The organism is Vibrio sp. 14N.309.X.WAT.E.F5, assembly GCF_030397615.1.
GTDB lineage: Bacteria > Pseudomonadota > Gammaproteobacteria > Enterobacterales > Vibrionaceae > Vibrio > Vibrio lentus.
The window spans coordinates 471,784-493,317 of record NZ_JAPNXR010000001.1; the positions used below are offsets into that span (position 1 = coordinate 471,784).

The 21,534-nt window shown below is 40.9% G+C and carries 31 protein-coding genes and 2 pseudogenes; 29 read left to right on the forward strand and 4 right to left on the reverse strand.

The genetic code is table 11. The features are described from left to right. The first annotated feature begins 61 nt into the window (after positions 1-61). The 5 genes and pseudogenes from OW495_RS02130 to OW495_RS02150 all read left to right on the forward strand — a co-directional run bounded on the left by OW495_RS02130 (position 62) and on the right by OW495_RS02150 (position 2,949). A complete protein-coding gene (locus OW495_RS02130; protein WP_289884691.1) occupies positions 62-538 on the forward strand; it encodes a hypothetical protein in 477 nt (158 codons plus the stop codon). 219 nt (positions 539-757) lie between these two features. After that, complete coding sequence (locus OW495_RS02135; RefSeq protein ID WP_289884692.1) at positions 758-1,162, forward strand: DUF1801 domain-containing protein; 405 nt, start codon at positions 758-760, stop codon at positions 1,160-1,162. Between the two features lie 11 nt (positions 1,163-1,173). Next, positions 1,174-1,647 (forward strand): annotated as a pseudogene (locus OW495_RS02140) (GNAT family N-acetyltransferase). Between the two features lie 14 nt (positions 1,648-1,661). Then, positions 1,662-2,276, forward strand: a complete 615-nt coding sequence (locus OW495_RS02145; protein ID WP_289884694.1) for a nucleotidyltransferase domain-containing protein — start codon at positions 1,662-1,664, stop codon at positions 2,274-2,276. Between the two features lie 10 nt (positions 2,277-2,286). Beyond that, on the forward strand, positions 2,287-2,949 hold the full coding sequence (locus OW495_RS02150; RefSeq protein ID WP_102362254.1) for a DNA alkylation repair protein: 663 nt from the start codon (positions 2,287-2,289) through the stop codon (positions 2,947-2,949). Between the two features lie 157 nt (positions 2,950-3,106). Here the strand turns inward: OW495_RS02150 and OW495_RS02155 are convergent, their stop codons facing one another. Beyond that, complete coding sequence (locus tag OW495_RS02155) at positions 3,107-3,262, reverse strand: CCGSCS motif protein (RefSeq protein ID WP_289884697.1); 156 nt, start codon at positions 3,260-3,262, stop codon at positions 3,107-3,109. Between the two features lie 314 nt (positions 3,263-3,576). Here OW495_RS02155 and OW495_RS02160 point away from each other — a divergent pair, with 314 nt between their 5' ends. From OW495_RS02160 to OW495_RS02240, 17 genes are all read left to right on the forward strand, one after another. Then, the gene (locus OW495_RS02160) at positions 3,577-4,098 is read left to right on the forward strand and encodes an adenylate kinase (RefSeq protein ID WP_289884698.1); all 522 of its coding nucleotides are present in this window, start codon (positions 3,577-3,579) and stop codon (positions 4,096-4,098) included. Between the two features lie 197 nt (positions 4,099-4,295). Continuing rightward, on the forward strand, positions 4,296-4,586 hold the full coding sequence (locus OW495_RS02165) for a hypothetical protein (protein ID WP_354669430.1): 291 nt from the start codon (positions 4,296-4,298) through the stop codon (positions 4,584-4,586). 152 nt (positions 4,587-4,738) lie between these two features. Then, entirely contained in the window at positions 4,739-5,134 is a 396-nt protein-coding gene (locus tag OW495_RS02170) for a hypothetical protein (RefSeq protein ID WP_289884701.1), read from the forward strand. Between the two features lie 310 nt (positions 5,135-5,444). Beyond that, positions 5,445-5,732 (forward strand): hypothetical protein, encoded by a 288-nt coding sequence (locus OW495_RS02175; protein WP_289884704.1) that lies wholly within the window; start codon positions 5,445-5,447, stop codon positions 5,730-5,732. Between the two features lie 149 nt (positions 5,733-5,881). Continuing rightward, a complete protein-coding gene (locus OW495_RS02180; RefSeq protein WP_065112527.1) occupies positions 5,882-6,283 on the forward strand; it encodes an OsmC family protein in 402 nt (133 codons plus the stop codon). A gap of 48 nt (positions 6,284-6,331) precedes the next feature. Next, a complete protein-coding gene (locus OW495_RS02185; protein WP_102280740.1) occupies positions 6,332-6,685 on the forward strand; it encodes a tRNA-binding protein in 354 nt (117 codons plus the stop codon). A gap of 107 nt (positions 6,686-6,792) precedes the next feature. Next, entirely contained in the window at positions 6,793-7,248 is a 456-nt protein-coding gene (locus tag OW495_RS02190) for a GNAT family N-acetyltransferase (protein ID WP_289884705.1), read from the forward strand. Between the two features lie 113 nt (positions 7,249-7,361). Next, complete coding sequence (locus OW495_RS02195) at positions 7,362-8,183, forward strand: NAD(P)-dependent oxidoreductase (RefSeq protein ID WP_289884706.1); 822 nt, start codon at positions 7,362-7,364, stop codon at positions 8,181-8,183. Positions 8,184-8,325: 142 nt separating this feature from the next. After that, on the forward strand, positions 8,326-8,775 hold the full coding sequence (locus OW495_RS02200; protein ID WP_102362247.1) for a DUF3291 domain-containing protein: 450 nt from the start codon (positions 8,326-8,328) through the stop codon (positions 8,773-8,775). 80 nt (positions 8,776-8,855) lie between these two features. Then, positions 8,856-9,335: an ATP-binding protein gene (locus OW495_RS02205; protein WP_289884707.1), complete on the forward strand. Its 480-nt coding sequence runs from the start codon at positions 8,856-8,858 to the stop codon at positions 9,333-9,335. A 144-nt stretch (positions 9,336-9,479) separates the two neighbouring features. Next, positions 9,480-9,911, forward strand: a complete 432-nt coding sequence (locus OW495_RS02210) for a DUF2000 domain-containing protein (RefSeq protein ID WP_289884708.1) — start codon at positions 9,480-9,482, stop codon at positions 9,909-9,911. A 306-nt stretch (positions 9,912-10,217) separates the two neighbouring features. Continuing rightward, positions 10,218-10,652: a GNAT family N-acetyltransferase gene (locus OW495_RS02215; protein ID WP_289884710.1), complete on the forward strand. Its 435-nt coding sequence runs from the start codon at positions 10,218-10,220 to the stop codon at positions 10,650-10,652. Positions 10,653-10,669: 17 nt separating this feature from the next. Further along, complete coding sequence (locus OW495_RS02220) at positions 10,670-11,005, forward strand: 5-carboxymethyl-2-hydroxymuconate Delta-isomerase (protein WP_289884712.1); 336 nt, start codon at positions 10,670-10,672, stop codon at positions 11,003-11,005. A gap of 228 nt (positions 11,006-11,233) precedes the next feature. Then, positions 11,234-11,725, forward strand: a complete 492-nt coding sequence (locus OW495_RS02225) for an RDD family protein (RefSeq protein ID WP_289884713.1) — start codon at positions 11,234-11,236, stop codon at positions 11,723-11,725. A gap of 194 nt (positions 11,726-11,919) precedes the next feature. Next, positions 11,920-12,798 carry a PhzF family phenazine biosynthesis protein gene (locus tag OW495_RS02230; RefSeq protein WP_289884715.1) on the forward strand — a complete coding sequence of 293 codons (879 nt, stop codon included), beginning with the start codon at positions 11,920-11,922 and terminating at the stop codon, positions 12,796-12,798. Positions 12,799-13,283: 485 nt separating this feature from the next. Then, positions 13,284-13,736, forward strand: coding sequence for a DUF302 domain-containing protein (locus tag OW495_RS02235; protein ID WP_017112017.1), 453 nt, complete (start codon positions 13,284-13,286; stop codon positions 13,734-13,736). Between the two features lie 198 nt (positions 13,737-13,934). Next, positions 13,935-14,381, forward strand: coding sequence for a GNAT family N-acetyltransferase (locus tag OW495_RS02240; RefSeq protein WP_065112537.1), 447 nt, complete (start codon positions 13,935-13,937; stop codon positions 14,379-14,381). Between the two features lie 157 nt (positions 14,382-14,538). On the opposite strand, the gene OW495_RS02245 is transcribed toward OW495_RS02240, so the two are convergent. Together OW495_RS02245 and OW495_RS02250 are read right to left on the reverse strand one after the other, a co-directional pair. After that, complete coding sequence (locus OW495_RS02245) at positions 14,539-15,570, reverse strand: methionine synthase (RefSeq protein WP_102307218.1); 1,032 nt, start codon at positions 15,568-15,570, stop codon at positions 14,539-14,541. Positions 15,571-15,597: 27 nt separating this feature from the next. Further along, complete coding sequence (locus tag OW495_RS02250; protein ID WP_102543710.1) at positions 15,598-16,575, reverse strand: DUF1852 domain-containing protein; 978 nt, start codon at positions 16,573-16,575, stop codon at positions 15,598-15,600. Positions 16,576-16,867: 292 nt separating this feature from the next. Here OW495_RS02250 and OW495_RS02255 point away from each other — a divergent pair, with 292 nt between their 5' ends. Continuing rightward, complete coding sequence (locus OW495_RS02255) at positions 16,868-17,677, forward strand: sulfite exporter TauE/SafE family protein (RefSeq protein WP_289884722.1); 810 nt, start codon at positions 16,868-16,870, stop codon at positions 17,675-17,677. A 247-nt stretch (positions 17,678-17,924) separates the two neighbouring features. Next, positions 17,925-18,431, forward strand: coding sequence for a DUF6653 family protein (locus tag OW495_RS02260; RefSeq protein ID WP_289884723.1), 507 nt, complete (start codon positions 17,925-17,927; stop codon positions 18,429-18,431). A gap of 79 nt (positions 18,432-18,510) precedes the next feature. Here the strand turns inward: OW495_RS02260 and OW495_RS02265 are convergent, their stop codons facing one another. Then, on the reverse strand, positions 18,511-18,954 hold the full coding sequence (locus OW495_RS02265) for a hypothetical protein (protein ID WP_102362236.1): 444 nt from the start codon (positions 18,952-18,954) through the stop codon (positions 18,511-18,513). Positions 18,955-19,043: 89 nt separating this feature from the next. Here OW495_RS02265 and OW495_RS02270 point away from each other — a divergent pair, with 89 nt between their 5' ends. From OW495_RS02270 to OW495_RS02290, 5 genes and pseudogenes are all read left to right on the forward strand, one after another. Continuing rightward, entirely contained in the window at positions 19,044-19,484 is a 441-nt protein-coding gene (locus OW495_RS02270; protein WP_065103485.1) for a MarR family transcriptional regulator, read from the forward strand. A gap of 18 nt (positions 19,485-19,502) precedes the next feature. Beyond that, positions 19,503-19,601 (forward strand): annotated as a pseudogene (locus OW495_RS02275) (GNAT family N-acetyltransferase); the annotation flags it as partial. A gap of 45 nt (positions 19,602-19,646) precedes the next feature. Next, positions 19,647-20,063: a VOC family protein gene (locus OW495_RS02280; protein WP_017112026.1), complete on the forward strand. Its 417-nt coding sequence runs from the start codon at positions 19,647-19,649 to the stop codon at positions 20,061-20,063. Positions 20,064-20,250: 187 nt separating this feature from the next. Beyond that, entirely contained in the window at positions 20,251-20,799 is a 549-nt protein-coding gene (locus OW495_RS02285) for a GNAT family N-acetyltransferase (protein WP_102513616.1), read from the forward strand. A gap of 44 nt (positions 20,800-20,843) precedes the next feature. Then, complete coding sequence (locus tag OW495_RS02290; protein ID WP_102280769.1) at positions 20,844-21,425, forward strand: HD domain-containing protein; 582 nt, start codon at positions 20,844-20,846, stop codon at positions 21,423-21,425. Positions 21,426-21,534: the final 109 nt, after the last annotated feature.

The following is a 21,534-nucleotide window of genomic DNA, read 5'->3' on the forward strand; positions in this document are numbered from 1 at the left end:
AGTAGAGTGCAGTGTGCGTTAGTTTTAGCTTAACTTGGTATAATGCTTAATTAGGTGGGTTATGAAGGAAGTCGTACTATTCGCATTACTCTACTTGTGTTTTTATGGGATGTCTTTATTGGATAGTGATTTGTCCTCATTCACACTTAATGTCAGTGTTATCAATATCGAATCAGCCTATTGCGAAAAAAAATATCGACGCCGTATATGCGAATCTATTTTTACTTTAGATGATATGCCGACCAGATTTAGAGTTGATACTAACCTGTCATCAGGATTTGAAGAGGGGGAAATATATTATAATCGAAAAGTTGAAGTTCTATTTGATCCAAAAAACGTATTAAGCGATAGAGAGCCTATAGAGGTAAGTAATATTATAAAAAATGGCTATTCTATTTATGGTTCTACGAAGTGGCTTAGTGGTAGATCGTTTGGTGGAATAACTTTGGTTTATCTGTGTATTTGTATTGCACAGTTTGTATTTGCTATCGATAGATATGAAAAAAAGCACAACAAAAAACTTGAGGCTGATTCTTAACGCGTGTCATCTACACTGTGCGTTCGTTTTAGTGTCTAAAGCCTATCTGTGAGGGCTGTGCTCTCCACTTAATGCCGCATTTCGTTTAATTCCCGCCACACACACTAACTGTGTGTATATACATGCATTTGTGTTGGTGTATTATCTTCTGGAGCTTTAGCTATAGAGCTAACCCATAATCAACTGTTAGACGTTGGTATTCGAGAATAGGAAGTTTCAATGGACAAGGCAGTCAAAGATCGTTTCGAAGAGTATCCAGTAAATGCTCGAATTCGGCTTGAAGAGTTGCGAGAACTTATCTTCAAATTATCATCCGATTTGGAGTTGGGCGTAGTCGAAGAGTCGTTGAAGTGGGGAGAACCCAGCTACAGCGTAAAGGCAGGTAGCCCCCTTCGAATCGACTGGAAATTGAAATCACCGAATAACTATTATCTGTATTTTCACTGCCAAACAAAGTTGGTAGATACCTTTCGAGAGTTGCATGGTGATGTATTGCGGTTTCAAGGGAATAGGGCGATCGAATTACGCTTGTCCGACCCATTGCCAGAGCCTGAAATTAAACAGTGCTTAGAGCTTGCATTAACTTATCACCAGCGAAAACATTTACCGCTTCTTGGAACATGATTGGTATTACTATGAACGTAAGGAAAGCATCTAAACAAGACTCGAGTAAGTTGTTCGAACTTATTGAGCAAAAAGCTGAATTTGATCGAAGCATGAAAGGGTTTGAAGGCGAAATATCGACGACTACAGAGAAAATCGAACGCACGTTATTTGGTGACTATCCATTTGCACATGCTTTGCTATTAGAACTCAATGAGCATGTCTTAGGTTTCGCGTTGTTTCATTATCGTTACTCCTCTTTTAGCGGGGAACCGTCTATTTGGCTTGATGACCTTTTGGTTGTTGGGGAACATAGATCAAAGGGGTATGGTGCTGAACTTATGTAGGTTTTGAAAACGGAAGCTGAAAAGTCGTTAGCCTCTCACATCTCGTGGACAGCAAGCCCATACAATATAAAAGCCCATGAGTTCTACAATAACTTAGGTGCACAAATAGAGCGTATGGATGGCCAGCGTCCGTATTTTCGTTGGGTAACATTCGACTAATAAGGTGTTATGTTATGGATAAAGCGACAGAGCTAGCTGTAAATGAAATGGTTAAAAAGTATGACCCTCATACTGTAATAGTTTATGGCTCAAGAGCGAGAGGGGATGCGACGGCTGAAAGTGATGTCGATCTCGCATGTTTTGTTGATGGCTTGCAAACTTTTGAAGATACGAGCGACCGTGATGGTGTGTTCATTGATGCTTGGATATATCCGACGGATGCGATGAATAGCGTTGGTGACTTTATAAAGTTACACCAAGCGTGCTGCATTATAGACAAACAAGGGCTTGGCAAAAAACTAGTCACGAAGGTCGAGAAAGAGCATCAAAAGGGCCCTGCGTCTCTAACTGATTTAGACAAAACCAATCTTATCGAACTAAGACAGAAGATTTTAAAACAGGCATGCAAAGGTGGGCTTGAGGGCAATTTTCGAAAAGGTTGGCTTCAAACTGACCTGTTACAAACGTATTTCTCATTACGCAGGCTTTGGTATTTCGGACCAAAACAGAGCTTTTCATGGCTGGAAGAGAATGATGAGGCTGCTTTTAAACTTTTCTCTGAAGTATACGAAGAGCCGCAGAGTATTGAAAAGTTAAAGAAATTGGCAGCGTTCGTCTTAAACGTATGACAAAAAATTTATGAGTGTATTCGACTTAATTGCAAGAGAGCTACGTGGGGTTGGTTATCCTGAGCAAAGTGTTCGCACCAGCCAAATTCGCAGTATATCGGCGAAGGTCTATAGAACCTTAGAGAGTAAAGATATCTCAGATGTACTTAAAGCGAGTGAAGAACTCCTTGAACATAGGGATTGGGCATTTGGGGTCATCGCCTATGATTGGGCGTTTCGAGTAAAGAAGCAATATACGCTGGAAACGTTCGATACTTTTGAGCATTGGCTATTTGAGTATGTGACTGATTGGAACGACTGTGACGATTTTTGTACCCACGCTTTTGGGGAATTAATCAAGCAACATAATGAGTTGTTTGAGAAGGTGCTAAGTTGGGTTGAACACGATCACTTTGCGGTACAAAGAGCTGCTGCTGTTGTTCTGATATACCCAGTCAATAAGAACGTCTACAAGGATTTGAAACCGACTCTAGTTGCGGATCATTTGTTAGAAAACGAACATCACTTGGTTCAAAAAGGTTATGGCTGGTTATTGAAAGTGTTTTCCAAGAAAGAGCCAGAATTGGTCGTGGAGTATTTGAAAAATAACCATGACAAAATGCCTAGAACTGCTTTTCGCTATGCTTTAGAAAACCTAGACAAAGATACGCAGCAAGCGCTTATGTCTCTTTAACAACATCACTATAAAAATTTATATTACCAATGAGTTTGGTTCATTGTTGCTGTTTACGATGGTAAGAACTTAGGAAGGGTGCTTCGCTTAATGTGTTATAACGTTTTGCAGACAAACAAACCTTAGACGGGTTTCTAAGGTTCGTTCTACATAGGAACTATGAACAAGATCCGCAACAGCCGCTTGGGGTGTCATGTTTAATTTTCTTCTTTAGTTCATTGTTTTCTTGAGTCGTTTCTTCTGCAGCTAGTTTCGTTTCTTCAGTGGTTTCTGCATCTTTGTTTTTGAAGATCTTCTTGATTGAAAATGTCATCTCATTGGTCTCGATTAGTCTGTGATCGTGAAATAATAATACCAGAGTAAATTAGTCAACTATTGATGTAGCACATGTTTGGCGCTGTAATTCCCCTTAATGAATACACGATTCTAATCAATTCAATTGACAACTCACTTTCAATATATGAGAGTGGTTGTATGAAAACTAATCTAAAGCAAGTTCAAAAACGAATTATCATCATTCCATAGGAATGGTGGGTTTTTTGATGCGCTCTAGAATAATCAAACCCACCCGTGAGGTGGTTTTTTTGTATCTATCTTTCGGGGAAACAGGCTCTTAGAGGTATTAATATGAAGAAAATAGCGGTTTTTGGTAAACCGGGCAGCGGGAAATCTACGATAAGTAAAGCGTTGGCAGCGGCCACGGGGTTACCACTTCATCAACTAGATTCAATTGCCTACAAGCCAAATGGCGAGTTGGTCGACCGAGAAATATTCCAAGACGTTCACGACAAAATCATAAGCTCAGAAACTTGGATTATCGATGGGCTTGGGCCAATCGGTACGTTCAATCAGCGTTTAGATGCCGCCGACACGTTGATCTACATCGACCTACCTTATGCGGTTAGCTATTGGTTCGTAACGAAACGTTTTCTTAAAGGGGTATTCGTAAAACCAGAAGGTTGGCCTGAAGGAAGCTCGGTATTGAAGGGAACACTAGCGAGTTACAACATTCTGAAGTTATGCCCAGCGTTCTGGAATGATGAGCTGATGTGTAAGTTACTCGCTAAGTCGGATGAGAAAACAGTACATGTAATCAAAAGTGTTAGTGAACTCGATAACTTTGTCTCTCGCTTAAAATTGAACGACTAAAGTGGGCACACAAACCTTCACCGCATTTGGATGCGTTATGCCTCCTTGTGGGAACTTGGACTATTGTTAAGCTAATAGGCTAATAGGCGAAGAGTGAGGGTTCAGGTATGACAAGGTCTCTATTACTACTATTGTTTACGATTATTTCTACGGGCTGTGGAACAAGTGACAGTGCTTTAATTGAGAGCGGGCATAACATGGCTTATGTGCAAGGTTTTCATGATGGCAGACATAGTGGCATGCAAGAAGCGGGTAATAACTTTGAAACCTTCATAAAAGACCAAAAGCGGTTCGAGTCCGATACTGATTATAAGCAAGGTTGGATCGCCGGCGAGTATGAGGGGAAAAGATTACAAGACGAAGCAACGTCATTTGGTAAAGGTGTCGCAGGTAGTTATTCCCCTAAATCGGAAGCGACGAACTCTGACGATGTGGCAAAAGAAGCGCTGAAAGGTGTCGATACCTCAGGTTTGAAAAGTTTAGAGTGATAAAGTCAGAATATAGCGAGTGGTCGAGAAGCATAATGCTTAGCATTTTGTACTTGGGTAGCATCAATAATATTCATTGAGATGAGTCCTATAGAGTTTTCAACGGCTTGCTAGTAACCTTTGGTTTTTTTAGTGATACCAATAATACAAACATGAAAGCTATCCCAAAATACCAAAAAATGACGTTTCACCACGTAGGCATTCCAACCACAAACTATTTACCTGAAGATAGCCATAATGCTGACTTGAAAATGCATGCAACAGGATACTTTGAAACGCCTTATGCCATGGAGTGGATGAACTTCGATGAAGGCAGTTCATTGCCAGAAGTCATTAAGACGCAGCCACATATCGGGTATGTTGTAGAAAACTTGGAAGATGCCATCAATGGCAGAAACATCGTTTTAGCGCCAACAAGCCCGGCACCGGGAGTTAAAGTGGCGTTTATTCTCGAAGGCCGAGACCTTATTGAATTCCTGCAGTTTGATCGACCTGAACATGAAGTTTGGCCACACCCAAACAAGTTCATGTTAGAGCTCTTAGGTTAGCTTGGAGAGCATAGGTTAGCTTAGAGATCATAGCTAAAGTCTTTAACAAGAAATATGAATTAGAAACCCAACGTTTAGCTCAATAGGCCAACGTTGGGTTTCGTGTTTTTGGTGTCATGGTTTAGGTTGGGCAATCTCACCGTATACTCGGTTATTCGGTGTGATTAGAAAAGCGTTGGCTACAAACCGAAATCGATAACGAGGCATTTCGGATGAAGCTTAATACTTGGTAATTTTAGTGTTAGGTGGTTTAACCAATTTGTTTTGTGGGTACAATCATAAGGTCGTTGTATGCAAGGCTTGGTTTCTAATGAAAAAAATGATAGCTGTTTTAATCACTCTACTTCTTAGTGGATGTTCTCTATTTATTACTGGCGCTTATTTAGGGAAGGATTGGCCAGGAAGGGATGTTGACGCACTCATAGAGCATTGGGGAGAGCCGAATGAGTTTCTTGTGAGTGATGGTGGTGAAAAAGAAGTGATCTATAAATTATTCAGTGATACTTGTACATATACATTTTATGCGGATTCAGCGGATGTCATAACTGATTATGACTATGAAAGTACATGGTTGGGTACGTGCAAACCCATAGGTTAGTGTCGCTGACCGCTATTCTCAAAAGCGGTTGTAGAGTTCTGCCTTGCTGCCAGCATCTATTTCAGAGACAATTCAGTCTGCTGAGGTTAATAATTCCCGCAATAGAACAGAAGACATCAAAAAACTCACATGTTCAAAGGTAAGTCACTATGAGTCTCAATGTTAAATGGGGTGGTGAGTGTCAATTTAAAGTGACCACAGAGGGTGGTTTCAATTTTGATATCGACGCCACCAGCAACCAAGCACCGTGTCCAACCGAGGTACTTTTGTCTGCACTCGGCGCATGCAGTGCAACGGATGTGGTTTTGATCCTTCAAGAGAAAGGTTTCGAAATCTCAGGGCTAGAAAATAACGTCACACACACCTTAACGGACGAAGAACCTCGCTTGTATAAATCTGCCAATCTCCATTTTTCAGTACAAAGCCGTGGGATTTCTGAGTCAGATATTCTTACTGCGGCTCAAGAAGCTGTTTCAAAACATTGCCATGTTTGCTTGATGCTGCAACCTAAAATAAAGATTACTTGTTCGGCAGAAGTGATAGCAGCGTAACTTTCATCATAGAGCGTTAAACGCTCATCATAAATTTAGGATATACCTATGAAACCAGCACCAATCAAAGACGAAATTACATTCGACGATTTTGCAAAGCTTGATATCCGAGTTGGCCAAATCACGGAAGTGAGCGAAGTCGCTAAATCTGACAAGTTAATGAAGCTAACCGTAGATTTTGGCGACCACACGCGTTCAATCTTGGCTGGCATTAAACAAGAACGTGAAAACCCGAAAGAGATTGAAGGCAAACAGGCGCTGTTTGTTGTGAACCTGCCAGAAAGAAAAATGGCAGGTGAGTTGTCTCAAGGGATGCTTTTCGACATTGGCTACGAAGATAAACTGCAACCATGTTTAGCTTGCCCAGAAAACGAAATGCCCAATGGTGCTAGAGCGGGTTAACGTACAGAGCTCTAAAACGGAATATCCCATACGTACTTCTTTGTAAGACAAGTACATATTGCTTGAGACACATTCTATGTATTGGCCAAATTAGGAAATTAATTATCATGTACTTAAGAGCAGCTGAACCTGATGAGCTCGATATCGTTTATCTAATGGGATTCGATGTGTGGGGTGATGGCCTTTCTTCAGATGAGTATTTGTCTTGTTGTCGTAGCAACGGTAAATATTCAAAGGGAACATGGTATGTGCTTGTCGAAAAGGAACAAGTTGTCTCTGCTCTCATTGTTTACAGCGGTACGTTTGGTCTTCAAAAGGGGTGTTTCGGTCTTGGCTCTATCGCGACGCATCTCCAACTAAGGCACAAAGGTTATGCTTCTAAGTTAATCCACTTAGTAAAAAGGGAGTTATTCGCGAGTAAGCATTGTAAAGCTTTATACTTGCATAGCGATATCGGCCAGCAGTTTTATCATCGACTTGGGTTTGTCAGCATTGAGGGTTCTGATTGTATGTATATCGCGAGTGACTCAGAGTTTAAAGGGGCCATACCTAAGTACTTTTAGCTTCGAGCTTCAGACACTAGCAATCGTTACAAATAGAGTCATGACACTTGGTGCTTTTACACATTGACTCAATATTAATCGAGCATCGCAATAAGAATAAGTTCAGGAAAAGAATGAGAGTATTGATATCAGGAGCCAATGGATACATTGGTCGCCACGTAACAAAGTTGTTTGTAGAAAATGGCCTTGAAGTTTTTACCTACGACAGGAATAAAAGCGTTATACCCCAATCAGGAAACTTCAAAGAGGTACGCTCCGATTTCGAAGGTTACTTCGATGTCATTATAAATTGCGCGCGTCCGCACTGGTCTGAATTTTCGCCTGATGAAATCGCAGACATAGAGCACGAGTTACTGACACAACTCGATAGATTTGCAGCTAAAAATGCGACCAAGATACATACATCCGGTGTTTGGCTCTTTGGTCATGCATCCCATGACGATCTAAAAGAATTTAACTTTAAACCTCTAGAAGCCGTTAAGTTAGACGTAGAAACAATAAATTACGTCATCCGAATGGAGTGGAATATCGTTTATTGTCCTAGCTTGGTATACGGCGGTGATAACTGTCAGCTTAAACGAATTATCGACTCCTACTTCAACCGAACCGTTCAAGTCCCTGTACCGTCTTTAGGTTACAACCAATACATCCATGTCTATGACGTTGCCAGATTCTATTTAACGTTGGCGCGAGATCGATCCTTAGAAACGCAGCATTTTATTGCAGAAACTAAGGGTTACAGCCCTGCGGCGTTGGCACAGATTCTACTGGATTCAAAAGTCGTACTAAAGATTAATGAATGTACCTGGGCGGAGTTTGAGGATGTAAATGGTTCTGCATCTCTAGACATCGAAAAGCTGAATCTCAAACTTCCAATTAGCCCATTGTTTAAACCCACCGAGTTTGTTCGTGAATATATTGAAAAGTACATGTAACGAAAGTAATGAAATAACTTCAGGATAGCTTTCATGTTACGGTGTAAAGATTCAGCTTGAGACTTTGGTTAGCGATTGACGTTGGTTATTGCTCATCGAAGTCTTCTCCATTTTTACCATAATCATTCAAGGAAGAAGCATTGTGAAATTAGCTCAGTTAAATATTGCTCTGGCGAAGTACGCTTTAGATGCACCGGAAATTAAAGATTTTGTTGATAATTTGGATCTGGTTAATGGCATAGCCGAAAGCAGTGAGGGATTTGTCTGGCGTCTCAAAGATGAATCTGGTGATGCGACCAATATCAAAGCGTTTGATGATCCGAATATGATCGTCAATATGTCTGTGTGGGATTCAGTAGATTCGTTAAAGAATTTCATGTTTAGAACTCATCATCGCGACTTCATGCGAAGAAAAAACGAATGGTTTCATCGTTTAGCTGAGGACACTTATGTTCTTTGGTGGGTTGAAGATGATCACATCCCAAGCCTTGATGAAGCTATCGAGCGACTAGATCACCTCAGAGAAGTGGGTGACACACCTTATGCATTCACGTTTAAAACCAATTTTACTGAATTAGAAGCGCAAGAATAGCGCTGTATAACAGTGCGTTGTAGGTTCCTTTGGTATTGTCAGATTTACATCTTAATGACGTTGTTTGTTAACGAGGAACTATGACTAAAATCTATTTCGTTTGTGGCTTTATTGGTTCGGGTAAAACTACGTACTCTAAACGACTTGCAGAAGAGCATAACGCCTTTCGTTTCTCCATAGATGAATGGATGATTCCTCTCTATGGCGAGCATATGGATCGTGAAACCTTTGACCACCGTTTAGCGACTCTACAGGGGTTATTCAAAGACTCGGCAACACAACTTTTCTCTCTTGATGTGCCTGCTATTTTTGACTTCGGTTTTTGGCGCAAAGCCGATCGAAATGCTTTTACTGAATGGGCATCAAATGCAGGTGTTAAAAGTGAAGTGCATTATTTGGATGTTCCTTTTGAAACCTGTAAGGAGAGCGCATTTCATCGTAATTCAGAGTTGAATGGAAAGTCGTATGAAATGACGCCAGAAATGTTGGAGTTGTTCTGGTCTTGGTTTGAGGTTCCTGCTTCAGATGAAAATGTGGTTTGGGTTAAAAGTGACTCTTAGCGGGGGTAATGACAAAGCACATTAGATTGAAGTGTATTTCTCAATAGGAAGGTTAAACCTGCGATGAGCTAGGGCACTTGCATTGTTCACCTCTCAGGATTACGTTATACAACTAATGTGATTGAGAAAAAACAAGGGGATGCTGTGAGCACTTTGCCAGATGAAACTCAGAAACGATTCATTGCTGTCTTAAGTAAAAAGATGGATTTAGGAAGAACGCTGAATGTATTAGGTCATTTGAGTGTTGGCTTATCTGATCAATTGAAAGAGGGTGAAACCTGTTACGTTGATTATCAAGATATGGAGGATGGCGTTCACCCTAACTTGTCTCACTATCCTTTCATTGTTCTCAAAGCCGACAATTCAAATAAGCTTCGAAAAGTGCGTGAAGAGACCATTAGCCGTGGTATCAAATTTACCGATTTCACGAGTACGATGATCGAAGGTGGCTCTGTCGAACAACAACAAAGAACTAAGCAAACCAAAGAAGCAGACTTAGAATACTTAGGTGTATGCTTGTTTGGTGACACGGAAACTCTACGCGAATTTACAAAGAAGTTTAGCCTCTACAAGTAAGTCTTAGCTCACAGATTGTAACTGTATGGATATACATGTGTTTGTGTGGGTGTATTATTCCGCTGATTTTTCAGCATAGAATATAAAAATGACCAAGTATTTAGAGTCTGGAATCAAAGAGCTAGTCGAAGGTTTTCAGTTGAATGGTAAACCTTGTCCTCCTCAACAATGATGGCTATCAATGCCTAATGGTGTTGGATAATTATCCTGTAGATTCATCTCTGTCATTTCTTACTAAGTCAATAATCGAGAACTAACTGACTTTCGACTTATTCAATTGAAACTTACAGAAGCAAGGAGAGCAATGTGGTCAAGGTTCGAGAAATGGTAACTGCAGATTATGATTCAGTCATCGCGTTATGGTGTAAAACTGAAGGCATGAGCATTCGTGATGCGGATTCAAAAGAAAGCATTGCGAGTTACCTAGAGCGTAACCCTGGTTTGAGCTTTGTCGCTGAGTCCGACAAAGAAGTTGTTGGTGCTGTCTTAGTGGGTACTGATGGTCGGCGAGGTTATTTACAACATTTGGCTGTCTCTACTGAATGCAGAGGACAGAGGCTAGGTTGTAAACTTGTATCCGAAGCGGTTAACTCTCTTGCTACGTTAGGTATTCCCAAGACGCACTTATTCGTATACAACGATAATATCAACGCTCAGCAATTCTATGAGAAATTGGGTTGGTTTCCTCGTGACGAAGTTCGTATGTACTCGTTTAATAGCTCAAGTAACAGTAACGTCTAATTTTTAAGGAGTAAGTTTTGCCTCATTGTATTATTGAACACTCTTCGTCTATTAAGTCGGATGAGTTAAACAACAAAGTCTTTCTAGGTGCGCTAAATTCGGGTTTGTTTGAGGCTGACGGCCGAGATATCAAGGTGAGAAGCATCGCCTATCAGAACTACCAAACCGGTACGACGAAAGCTGATTTCATCCACGTCACACTACGTATATTGTCTGGCCGCAGTGATGAGAATAAGGCGACCTTGTCAAACACTGTGATGACGCAATTAGAGTCTTTGTCTCTGGTTGATGTCTCGATTACGATTGAGGTCGTCGATATGGATCGAAATAGCTACAGCAAGGTTGTGGTCTAACTCTCTCCGTATTTACTTCTTTTCCCAAGCTTATAACTAGATTCATAACACTCGGTGTTTTACCGTGTGATATGTTTTCTTGATTGATGCCATTTTGAACGATTTTCTATTGTCGTGATTTATAAATTGGTACGGCAATCACAAACATTAAGTGTCTTGTTGAGTATCAATTGAGAAGTCGATTGCATTAAGTATCATGTATTTACGTTAATTATATAAGTAAATAGCATGAAAGATGATGTCCCCTCGACAATAGGTGATTTGTACGAATATTCTGGCTTTTGGCCTCGAGTTGGTGCGAGTTTAATTGATACGGTCATAATCGGTGTCATCACATACCCTATATTGATTTCGGTTTACGGCTGGGTATATTTTGATAACGAGGCATTAGTAAAAGGCTTCACTGATCTTGTGTTTGGTTGGATCTTTCCAGTCGTCGCTATTTTGGTTTTTTGGATTTATCGACAAGCAACACCTGGCAAAATGGCGATATCCGCAAAAATTGTAGACGCCACCACTGGCGATAAGCCCTCTCTTCAACAATATATAGTGAGATACCTTGGATATATCCTAGCGACTATCCCATTTGGGCTTGGGATATTTTGGGTTGCTTGGGATAAGCGTAAACAGGGATGGCATGATAAATTGGCCAACACTGTGGTTATCTGCACAAAAGACCGAAAAACACCTCAGAAAGTCAGGTTTTCTTCTAAGAGTTAGCATCTATAGTGAATCAAACTCGTCGCTCACTTTCCATGAGTTCGTGTTAATCAGGTCTGTAGATTTACACGTTAGTTGAGTGAAAGTTATTACAGAAAAAGCACACCGAGTAACATCAAAATGTGACAAGATCGTCTGGAGTGGGAGTGAGCATTTATCCGCGTTTACTATGATGTTGCATGGAGGTACTGAAGTTGAAGAACGTTGAAGCTTTTTTGGTGAATTCCTTTACTAAGAACGGTAAGGGAGGGAATCCTGCGGGTGTAGTTTTGCAGGCAGATCTTCTGTCTAACGAAGACAAGTTAGCGATAGCACAAGCGGTTGGCTTTTCTGAAACAGCGTTTGTTTCTCAAGATGATGAAGTCGACTTTGAATTGTCTTTTTTCATCACAACGAGTGAGGTCGATTTCTGCGGACACGCAACATTAGCCGCGTTTTCAACAATGTACCGTGAAGGACTTATCACTCCAGGGCAATACGTTCAAAGGACTAAAGCTGGCATATTGGCTGTCACTGTTGAGTCGAATGGACAGATAGCAATGGAGCAAGCATTACCTGAATATCGAGATGTGTTTAGCTATGAAACGATATCTGAATTGATTGGAATCCCCCCACAAATATTAGGATATACCCAATTGCCAATCGAGGTTATTTCAACTGGGTTGCCAGATATTATTGTTCCCGTCCCCAATGGCTATCTCGACAAAATTCAAGTCGATGAAAATTCTCTGAGTGAATTCTGTAAGGTACATGATGTCATTGGCCTGCATGCTTTTGAACTGTGTGAGAAACACACCGAATTAACTGCAAGTTGCAGAAATTTCGCGCCTTTATTTGGGATCCCTGAGGAATCAGCAACAGGGAGCGCCAGTGGTGCGTTGGCTTGCTATTTAGCTAAGCACTTAAATGGCATTCATGGACACAGTTTTACTTTCGAGCAAGGTAGGGCAATGGGTTGTGTTTCCCAAATTACGGCAGCCGTTGAATTAGACGATGTTGGCGATAGTGAGATTATCAAGGTTAGGGTCGGAGGCTTCGCTCACCCAATTGGGGTTCAGAATATTGCCATATAGGAACACTGAAAACTCATGCGCGACGCCTTATTAACAGGGTGTTGGTCTCAAGATTTTTTTATAAATAAGCAGGTCTTAGACCGATAAGGATGTTCATGAACTTGGTCATTATTTTGATCACTATCTTATTTAGCCGGCATGTTATGAGTCAGCTAGGGTATAGCTACAATATCTTTTCTGATCCGTTCGATTTAACGCTCTTTCTCATTGATATCGGGCTGTTTATTCTTGTTTATTGGGTATTACACTTTTCATACACTCGGACAAAACTCATTGTCCAAAATTCAATGAAGAAATATAGATAATGTGTCGCACACTACAATCATAAGTACCAACCAGTTGAAAGGTTAGGCTTTCTGATGACGCATATTACAAAGGTCTGCGTAGACTAAGTACCTAAAAAGGCGTTATAAGAGTGATGTTTCGCCCTGTAATTCGGCGTTAGGCAACTGTGTTTTGAATGAGTTAACTCGTAGAGGTATAGAATGAAAAGAATAATATCACTAGGCATTATCGCACTTTCCGCTTCCTTTTCTGTCGCGGCGTCTGATGGTCTAGTTAAGTATGAAAGTAATTACTCGGTAAAAGAAACTGCTGATCGTTTCGAAGATATAGCGAAAAGCAAAGGGCTTACTTTGTTTGCAAGAGTTGACCATCAAAAAAATGCGGCCAGTGTGAACCTAGAACTACGACCAACCGAAGTTATCATTTTTGGTAACCCAAAAGTTGGAACGCCTTTAATGCAGTGCGCTCAAGATGTTGCTATCGATTTACCGCAGAAGGTCATGGTGAGTGAAGACGATAATAAGAAAGTTTGGCTCACTTATAATAATCCTACGTACCTAATGGAGCGTCATCAGATCCAAGGTTGTGATGAAGTCATTAAAAAGATCTCAGGTGTGTTGAGTAAGCTGTCAGAGGCTACAGTAGCCAAGTAAGCATCAATAGTTTCATCACCAACAGCCTATGCGTGGCTTGCTACGCGAGGTTAGGCTGTCAGTAACATGCCTCAATTGAACTAAGCTTCACTCTAGTTCGTAACCAGTTGTCCATAGGGCATGCTTTCTCATATGAATTAACGTAGTGAGTATCACTTTTGATAGAATTCGGTTTGCTGTTCGTTCTTGGTGAGAAATATGGAATTAAATGAAGTTGGAAGTCACGAGATCCCGATGGATCTACTTCTCGAAGCTGACCCGTCAAAAGAGAGCATTTCATCGTATCTGCCAAGTTCGTGGTGCTTTAGCGCATCAGAGAATGGAAAAACCTTGGGCGTGTGTGTTGTTAAACCTCAAAAGCATACTGTAGCTGAAATCTATAATGTCTCGGTTTATCCCGACAATCAGGGGCGTGGCATTGGGTCTGAATTACTTAGGTTTGTTTTGTCCGTTTTACCGACCAAAGGGATAGAAAGAGTCGAACTTGGTACCGGTACTTTTGGTTATCAACTAACTTACTATCAACGCCTTGGCTTTCGAGTCGATTCAGTGGCTAAAGATTACTTTCTTCTCAATTATCCAGAGCCCATCTTTGAAAACGGCATTCAACATAAAGACATGCTGAGGCTATACATACAGCTTTAACAAGCTGTGAGCTTGAGTGAAATAGTTAGCGATTCAATGCTTATGATTAACTAACGGTATCAACAGTTAAGCACAAAAAAGCACACCGATTTCTGCGGTGCGCTTTTAGTCAAACAAGTTGATGCTTCAAATCTCGATAAAGCTTCCGATGAGTGTTCTATTTATCGGCGATTTCTTTTCGGATGATCTCTGCTCCTGCATGTAATGCGTTCAGCTTGGCCGTTGCGATAGAGCGTGGCAGGGGAGCCATTCCGCAGTTAGTGCATGGGTACAGGTTTTCGGCATCTACAAACTCTAGAGCTTTTCGAAGAGTATCTGCAACTTCTTCTGGTGTTTCGATATCGTTGGTTGCTACGTCAATAGCGCCAACCATGACTTTTTTGCCGCGAACTAGTTCCAATAGCTCAATAGGCACACGAGAGTTGTGACATTCTAACGAGATAATATCGATATTAGATTTTTGCAGTTTCGGAAATACTTCTTCGTATTGTCTCCACTCAGTTCCTAATGTCTTTTTCCAATCTGTATTGGCCTTGATGCCGTAGCCATAGCAAATATGAACGGCAGTTTCGCATTTAAGGCCTTCAATGGCTCTTTCTAAACACGCGATTCCCCAATCATTCACTTCATCAAAAAACACGTTAAACGAAGGCTCATCAAATTGGATAATATCAACGCCAGCCGCCTCTAAGTCTTTCGCTTCTTGGTTGAGAATTTTGGCAAACTCCCAAGCCAATTGTTCGCGACTCTCATAGTGATCATCGTAAAGCGTGTCGATCATGGTCATAGGACCAGGCAATGCCCATTTAATCGGCTGATCAGTTTGTTGACGTAAGAACTTAGCATCTTCGACAAAAACAGGCTTTTGGCGAGAAACAGGGCCTACAACCGTAGGGACGCTTGCGTCATAGCGATTACGAATCTTAACGGTCTTACGCTTCTCAAAATCAACGCCGTTAAGGTGCTCAATGAACGTTGTGACGAAGTGTTGGCGTGTTTGTTCGCCGTCACTAACAATATTGATTCCGGCTTGTTGCTGTTCTTGCAACGAGATACGCAACGCATCGTGTTTACCAGCAATCAGTTCTTCACCTTCCAATTTCCAAGGTGACCAAAGTGTTTCAGGTTGAGCTAACCAAGAGGGCTTAGGTAAGCTGCCTGCTGTTGAAGTCGGTAATAGTGTTTTCATAATAAGTGCCGCTATATTCTGGGTTAATTACAATGCGTAGTTCGCAGACCAATTCTCAAGCGTCGCTTGGTGCGGTTTAATGAAGTGTTCTTCAGCGAATTTACCCTGTTCAATAGCTAACTGACTGCGCTCTTCTCGGTCATAAACAATTTGAGTCAACGAATGATCTAAGCTCTTAAGATTTGGCTGGTAGCATTTACCAGCAACTGCGTTCGCATTATAAATCTCTGGGCGGTAAATCTTCTGAAAAGTTCCCATTGTGCTGATGGTGCTGATCAATTCAAAATTGGTGTAATCATTAAGTAAGTCGCCAAAGAAATAGAAAGCTAACGGTGCTGCGCTATTTGGCGGCATAAAGTAGCGAACTTGTAATCCCATCTTCTTGAAATATTGCTCAGTGAGAGAAGACTCGTTTGGCTGATATTCAACGCCTAAAACTGGGTGTTGATTTTCAGTTCTATGATAGGTTTTATTGTCTGAAACACTCAGGCATATCACTGGCTGTTTATTAAAGTTCTGCTTATAAACATCCGAGTTAACAAAGTATTTAAAGAGTTTTCCGTGTAGGTCACCAAAATTCTCTGGGATACTAAATTTCGGCTGGCCTTTATTATGATCCAGTAGTAATACACTAAAATCATAATCGCGAACGTAAGAGGAAAAGTTGTTTCCAACAATGCCTTCAATACGTTTGTTGGTGGTCTGGTCAACGATATTCGTTTTCAAAATTTCGATTGAAGGAAAGGCTTGGTCACTGCCTTCAATATCCATATCAACCGAAATGATTTCAAGCTCAACAGAGTAGCGATCACCGTTTGGGTTATCCCAATGTGCTAAAGCGTTGAAACTGTTATCAATCATCTTTAATGCGTTACGTAGATTCTCTTGGCGGCTATCGCCTCTCGCTAAGTTAGCAAAATTGGTTGTGATACGAGTACTGTCTGAAGGACGATAATTTTCATCGAGACAAATGCTTTTAATTGTAAAGTTAAAGTCTTTATTCATAGTGTTGGTATCCCAATATTTTGATTTCTTAGTCAGCGATTTGCACAGGTTTTGGTTTGAGGCCGTGAGCTGATTTAAGAATTAAATTCAATAATGTTTTTGCTATGGGATTATTTATACGTGCTTCAGTGGATGGTTAATAATGGTTTTCTTTCACATTCAACATGAGGATTATTCATGATGTATTCGTTTGAAAAATAAAGCGACCGTCAGTTATATTAACTGGCTGAATGCGAGCGTAACTGAATTTATGTCGTAAAGTAGCCCCTAAATATATAAGGAAATAAGCGGAATGAGTGAATGGCTGTTGTTGATTTTATACTGTGCAATACTTGGCAGTGGTGTAGGTTTTTTGGCTGGGTTATTAGGGATCGGTGGGGGGCTTATTATTGTCCCGGTACTCAGTAGTATTTTACTGCACTTCGGATCTTTACCAACAGATCAGGTCGTGATCGTTGCAATTGCGACGTCATTAGCATCGATATTATTCACATCAACATCGTCTGCAATTGCCCATCATAAAAATGGTAACGTGCCATGGAATCTTGCGCCATGGATAATGACAGGTGTTGCGCTTGGCGCACTGGTTAGTGGTTTTATGGCGGCACTATTGCCAGAACAAGTGGTGCGCTTGGTCTTTACCGTCAGTGTTGTGCTCATCGCAATTAAGATGTTCCTAAGCAGTAAAAGCGAGGCTTCTAAAGAGCGTAAGCTACCCAATAAAGCATTGTTAACCTTTTTTACGACGATCACTGGCGGGTTGTCAGCCATGATTGGTATCGGTGGTGGTGCGTTATTAGTGCCTTTACTGACGTTCTTCTCACTCGATATGAAAAAGGCCATAGGCTGTGCGTCTGCCTGCGGTATTGTCATCGCGTTGTTTGGTTCGATAGGTTACATCAGTTCAGGTACGGCTCACTTTGCTTTAAAGGATGGTTTTGCTGGGTTTGTCTATCTACCTGCGCTATTAGGTATTGTTTGTACTTCGTGGTTCACAGCACCTTTAGGGGCAAAAGCGACCAATTACTTACCCGTTCCAACGATCAAAAAAATCTTCGCAGTATTACTATTAGCTATGGCTGCCAATATGGCTATTCGTTAAAACTAATGGTCGTTAAGAATGAGTGGTCGTTAAAAATAAATGTTCATTAAGAATCAATGAATGAACGACTCCGAGAAGGTGTTAAGCCTATAGGGTGACACGAGTTCACTACCTGATATCACAAAATACGCTCGAATCGTTTTTATCGTTTAAGTGGTCGTGTAATGCTTGAGTTCATATGCAGCGTTGTTTGCTGTTCGTGGCTAATTGTTCACGGCCGATACGTTAACAATTCAAGGGAAGTCATTTGGATATCATTAAACAATTAGAAAAGCTCATGTCGATGGATGAATCCACTTGGCATAAGCACTCTAATCCATGGAGTGTTTATACTCGATTTACTCTTCTCCCACTGATTTCTCTCGCTTTTTGGTCTAGAGATTGGATCGGTATCTATTCTGTACTGGCAATATTGGCCTCTTTCCTTTGGGTATGGATTAATCCGAGGTTATTCCAAGCTCCTGAGACAACGAACAACTGGGCTTCAATGGGTACGTTTGGCGAGCGTATCTATCTGAATCGTAAGGTTGAGCCTATTCCTCTTCATCATGTAAAACCGATTCTGGTTCTTCAGTCCTTAACTGGGCTAGGCTTGCCCGTATTTGTATATGGCCTGTGGAACTTAGACTTAACCTTAGTCGTCTTTGGTAACCTTTGGATTGCGGTATTCAAGGCTTGGTTTGTCGATAGAATGGTCTGGCTGTATTTGGATATGAAAGACACCAAACCTGAATATGCGAATTGGTTAAAGTGATGACCAGCGAATCGGGTAGGTTCCTTATTAGGTGAAAGGCCCATGAGTGCTTCACCTAAACAACTCTACCCAAGGGTAGTTAAGATTTCGTCTTTTTAGGACGGAATTTTCGACCATCCATAATATTCAAAGACATCAGTGTTAGGTTAGTGGCTCCAGCGATAAGTTCTAACGCTTGAACGCCATAAAATACTGCATCCATCTCTCCAGAACTCGCCCATTGATTCAAAAAGTAGGCTGCTGGGATCAAAATAAAGATTCCGTTAAACGCAATGATTGGCATCCGTTTACTCTTACGTTCAACAATTTTTCCTTTTCGGTGCTTAGCCATTGCAGCACCTGTTACGCCCGTAACTGCAATCGCTGGTACCAGAATAAATAAACCCGGAAATACTATCAGCGACTTAACCAGCTGTATCGACTCTGTGGTTCCAGTCAGTTCCACAATCAAGGTTGAAGAAAAGAATGTTGCAACACATAACGTAGCAACTATTGCAGCAAGTCGGTGGATTATTGGTTTCATATTGTTCTCTTCCATTTGTTATTTTGGTAATATGTTGTCAATATCGTTGAGTTTAAATTAATGACAGCATATTGTCAAAGTGAGGCATTGTGGATACGAATGGAGAAGTCTTTACTAAGATTGCTTTAGAGATCTTTAAGGTAAGTGGTTTATTGAACAATGAAGGCGATAAAATAACGGAAGAGTTTGGACTGAGTAGTGCACGATGGAAGGTGATGGGAGCGATTGAAAAATCAACTGACTTAGTCACAGTGTCACAAATTAGCCGTATCATGGGCCAAAGTAGACAAGCCACTCAGCGTGTTGTTGACGTCATGGTTAAAGACGAGCTGGTGGCATGGTTAGATAATCCGAATCATAAGAAAGCGAAACTCGTGGAACTCACGGACAAGGGTAAGCAAACCTACAATCTACTCGATAAGAAACAAGTTGTGTGGGCAAATCAAGGCGCCGAAGGAATCGACAGAGATGAGCTAGATAAGGCTTTAATTACGTTAAATAAAATGGCCAAATTTCTTGAAAGAGAATAGCTTAGTTGATGATCGCTGATGATCGCTGATGAACCTGAATTCTATGAAAAATTAGGCTATAAACTAGTGTCTCCTTCATGCCAAGGAATGACAAAAAAGTTCAAACCTTGCGTATAATGAACGGATTCTAAAAACTAAAAAGTTTACACAATAGGTAAGAACATGAAGCAAAATATTGTCCACATTGCATTGGTCGTCAAAGATTACGATGAAGCCATCGATTTCTATGTAAACAAGCTGAATTTTGAACTTATTGAAGACACCTATCAGGCAGAACAGGACAAACGTTGGGTTGTGGTTGCTCCGCCGAATTCTCACGGCGTTACCTTATTGCTCGCAAAGGCGTCTAAGCCAGAACAACATGATTTTATTGGTAACCAAGCGGGTGGACGTGTATTTATTTTCTTGAATACCGATGATTTCTGGCGTGATTACGAGCACATGAAATCAATAGGGATTAACTTTGTCCGAGATCCACAAGAACAAGACTACGGTACTGTTGCTGTATTCGAAGATTTGTATGGAAACCTTTGGGATTTACTTCAGTTAAACCCTGACCATCCGATGGCAAAGAGATAAGCACATAGGTCAATTTATAGGACGTTCTTTATATACGCCCTATAAATTACGCCACAAGCCACTAATCAACACTTCTCGAAATATGCACAATCTGACACTTAAGGCATGGCACTCAAAGGTTGCGATGTTTGGCCTCTAATAGGCTCTATTATTTGATGCGGTAATCATATAAAAACAAGGAAGATAAGTGGAAATAGTACAAGCAGAAATATCAGATCTGGAAAACTTCTATCAGTATTTAGACGTGCAGCTTTTAGATAATGCTGGCGACGACTCTCCACTTTTCCAACCTATTGCTAAGCATGACTGTCGTGTTTCTGATTCTCTCAAAGCTAAGTTTAGAAACGGCTTCGAAGTTTCAATCGGTGAATCAGGCTGGCGAAAGCTTTGGGTCGTTAAAGACTCGTTTGGTCATATATTTGGCCACATTGATTTACGCCACAATGGTGGGGAGTATGGTTTCCACCGCGTTTGTTTAGGTATGGGCGTTGATCATAGCGTCAGAAAACAAGGATTAGGGGGTAAGTTAATTGAATCGGTCGTTCAGTTTTGTCGAGATACTCAAGGCATTGATTGGCTTGACCTCAACGTGCTTTCAGATAACCTCCCAGCGAAAAATTTATATTTAAAATACGGCTTTTCAATAATAGGTGAAATGTCCGATTGCTATCGTATCGATGGTCAATCGATCTCCGAAATGACGATGACGTTGTGCACAAAAGATCTTCATAACTGATGCTCAAACCCATCTAACTTACACTCGATTTAGGAGAATGCTTCATGGAAGAAATCAATAATGTCCTTCAGTTTATGGTTGAAATTGAAAAGCTAAAATCAGTTCACCGTCAAACGAAACCAGTAGGGCTGGATCGCTACGAAAATTCAGCCGAGCATAGTTGGCATGTGTGCTTAAGTGCCTTGATGTTGAAAGACTACGCGAACGAGACGATTGATATTACGCGTGTTGTTAAAATGCTATTGATTCATGACCTAGGTGAGATCGATGCCGGAGACACGATTATTTACGCCAGTGAAACGGAAGAAAATAAGTTAAAAGAACGTCATTGTGTTGAGCGCTTATTCCAATCGTTACCTCATGATCTACGCGATGAGTATTTACAGTTGTGGTTAGAGTTTGAAGAAGGCAAGTCTCCAGAGTCGATGTTCGCAAAAGCGATTGATAGAGTGCCTCCCTTATTACATAACATCCACGGTGGTGGTCATAGCTGGAAGAAGCACAATATCTCTAAAGATAAAGTCCTCACTTTCAATGGTGAACGCATATCCAAAGGCAGTAATAAGTTGTGGGATGCACTTGAAGTTCAGTTAGAAAGTGCCGCAGAGAAAGGTTTTCTGAAATAGTGCATGAACCACAGTATTAATCCGGCTTCTCTTAGACAATAAGTCAAAATATTAGGTAATCGGCCATGGCGACTTAATTACGGAACTTACGTAATGACTAAGCGCAACG

What these genes read in the sequence shown, in the direction of transcription:
- OW495_RS02280 (WP_017112026.1), top strand. Translation starts at nt 19,647, where the DNA reads ATGAAGCAAAATATTGTCCACATTGCATTGGTCGTCAAAGATTACGAT.
- OW495_RS02235 (WP_017112017.1), top strand. Translation starts at nt 13,284, where the DNA reads ATGAAAAGAATAATATCACTAGGCATTATCGCACTTTCCGCTTCCTTT.
- OW495_RS02190 (WP_289884705.1), top strand. Translation starts at nt 6,793, where the DNA reads ATGTACTTAAGAGCAGCTGAACCTGATGAGCTCGATATCGTTTATCTA.
- OW495_RS02150 (WP_102362254.1), top strand. Translation starts at nt 2,287, where the DNA reads ATGAGTGTATTCGACTTAATTGCAAGAGAGCTACGTGGGGTTGGTTAT.
- OW495_RS02225 (WP_289884713.1), top strand. Translation starts at nt 11,234, where the DNA reads ATGAAAGATGATGTCCCCTCGACAATAGGTGATTTGTACGAATATTCT.
- OW495_RS02165 (WP_354669430.1), top strand. Translation starts at nt 4,296, where the DNA reads ATGGCTTATGTGCAAGGTTTTCATGATGGCAGACATAGTGGCATGCAA.
- OW495_RS02175 (WP_289884704.1), top strand. Translation starts at nt 5,445, where the DNA reads ATGAAAAAAATGATAGCTGTTTTAATCACTCTACTTCTTAGTGGATGT.
- OW495_RS02180 (WP_065112527.1), top strand. Translation starts at nt 5,882, where the DNA reads ATGAGTCTCAATGTTAAATGGGGTGGTGAGTGTCAATTTAAAGTGACC.
- OW495_RS02135 (WP_289884692.1), top strand. Translation starts at nt 758, where the DNA reads ATGGACAAGGCAGTCAAAGATCGTTTCGAAGAGTATCCAGTAAATGCT.
- OW495_RS02255 (WP_289884722.1), top strand. Translation starts at nt 16,868, where the DNA reads ATGAGTGAATGGCTGTTGTTGATTTTATACTGTGCAATACTTGGCAGT.
- OW495_RS02265 (WP_102362236.1), bottom strand. Translation starts at nt 18,954, where the DNA reads ATGAAACCAATAATCCACCGACTTGCTGCAATAGTTGCTACGTTATGT.
- OW495_RS02250 (WP_102543710.1), bottom strand. Translation starts at nt 16,575, where the DNA reads ATGAATAAAGACTTTAACTTTACAATTAAAAGCATTTGTCTCGATGAA.
- OW495_RS02240 (WP_065112537.1), top strand. Translation starts at nt 13,935, where the DNA reads ATGGAATTAAATGAAGTTGGAAGTCACGAGATCCCGATGGATCTACTT.
- OW495_RS02145 (WP_289884694.1), top strand. Translation starts at nt 1,662, where the DNA reads ATGGATAAAGCGACAGAGCTAGCTGTAAATGAAATGGTTAAAAAGTAT.
- OW495_RS02205 (WP_289884707.1), top strand. Translation starts at nt 8,856, where the DNA reads ATGACTAAAATCTATTTCGTTTGTGGCTTTATTGGTTCGGGTAAAACT.
- OW495_RS02160 (WP_289884698.1), top strand. Translation starts at nt 3,577, where the DNA reads ATGAAGAAAATAGCGGTTTTTGGTAAACCGGGCAGCGGGAAATCTACG.
- OW495_RS02185 (WP_102280740.1), top strand. Translation starts at nt 6,332, where the DNA reads ATGAAACCAGCACCAATCAAAGACGAAATTACATTCGACGATTTTGCA.
- OW495_RS02155 (WP_289884697.1), bottom strand. Translation starts at nt 3,262, where the DNA reads ATGACATTTTCAATCAAGAAGATCTTCAAAAACAAAGATGCAGAAACC.
- OW495_RS02195 (WP_289884706.1), top strand. Translation starts at nt 7,362, where the DNA reads ATGAGAGTATTGATATCAGGAGCCAATGGATACATTGGTCGCCACGTA.
- OW495_RS02170 (WP_289884701.1), top strand. Translation starts at nt 4,739, where the DNA reads ATGAAAGCTATCCCAAAATACCAAAAAATGACGTTTCACCACGTAGGC.
- OW495_RS02290 (WP_102280769.1), top strand. Translation starts at nt 20,844, where the DNA reads ATGGAAGAAATCAATAATGTCCTTCAGTTTATGGTTGAAATTGAAAAG.
- OW495_RS02130 (WP_289884691.1), top strand. Translation starts at nt 62, where the DNA reads ATGAAGGAAGTCGTACTATTCGCATTACTCTACTTGTGTTTTTATGGG.
- OW495_RS02245 (WP_102307218.1), bottom strand. Translation starts at nt 15,570, where the DNA reads ATGAAAACACTATTACCGACTTCAACAGCAGGCAGCTTACCTAAGCCC.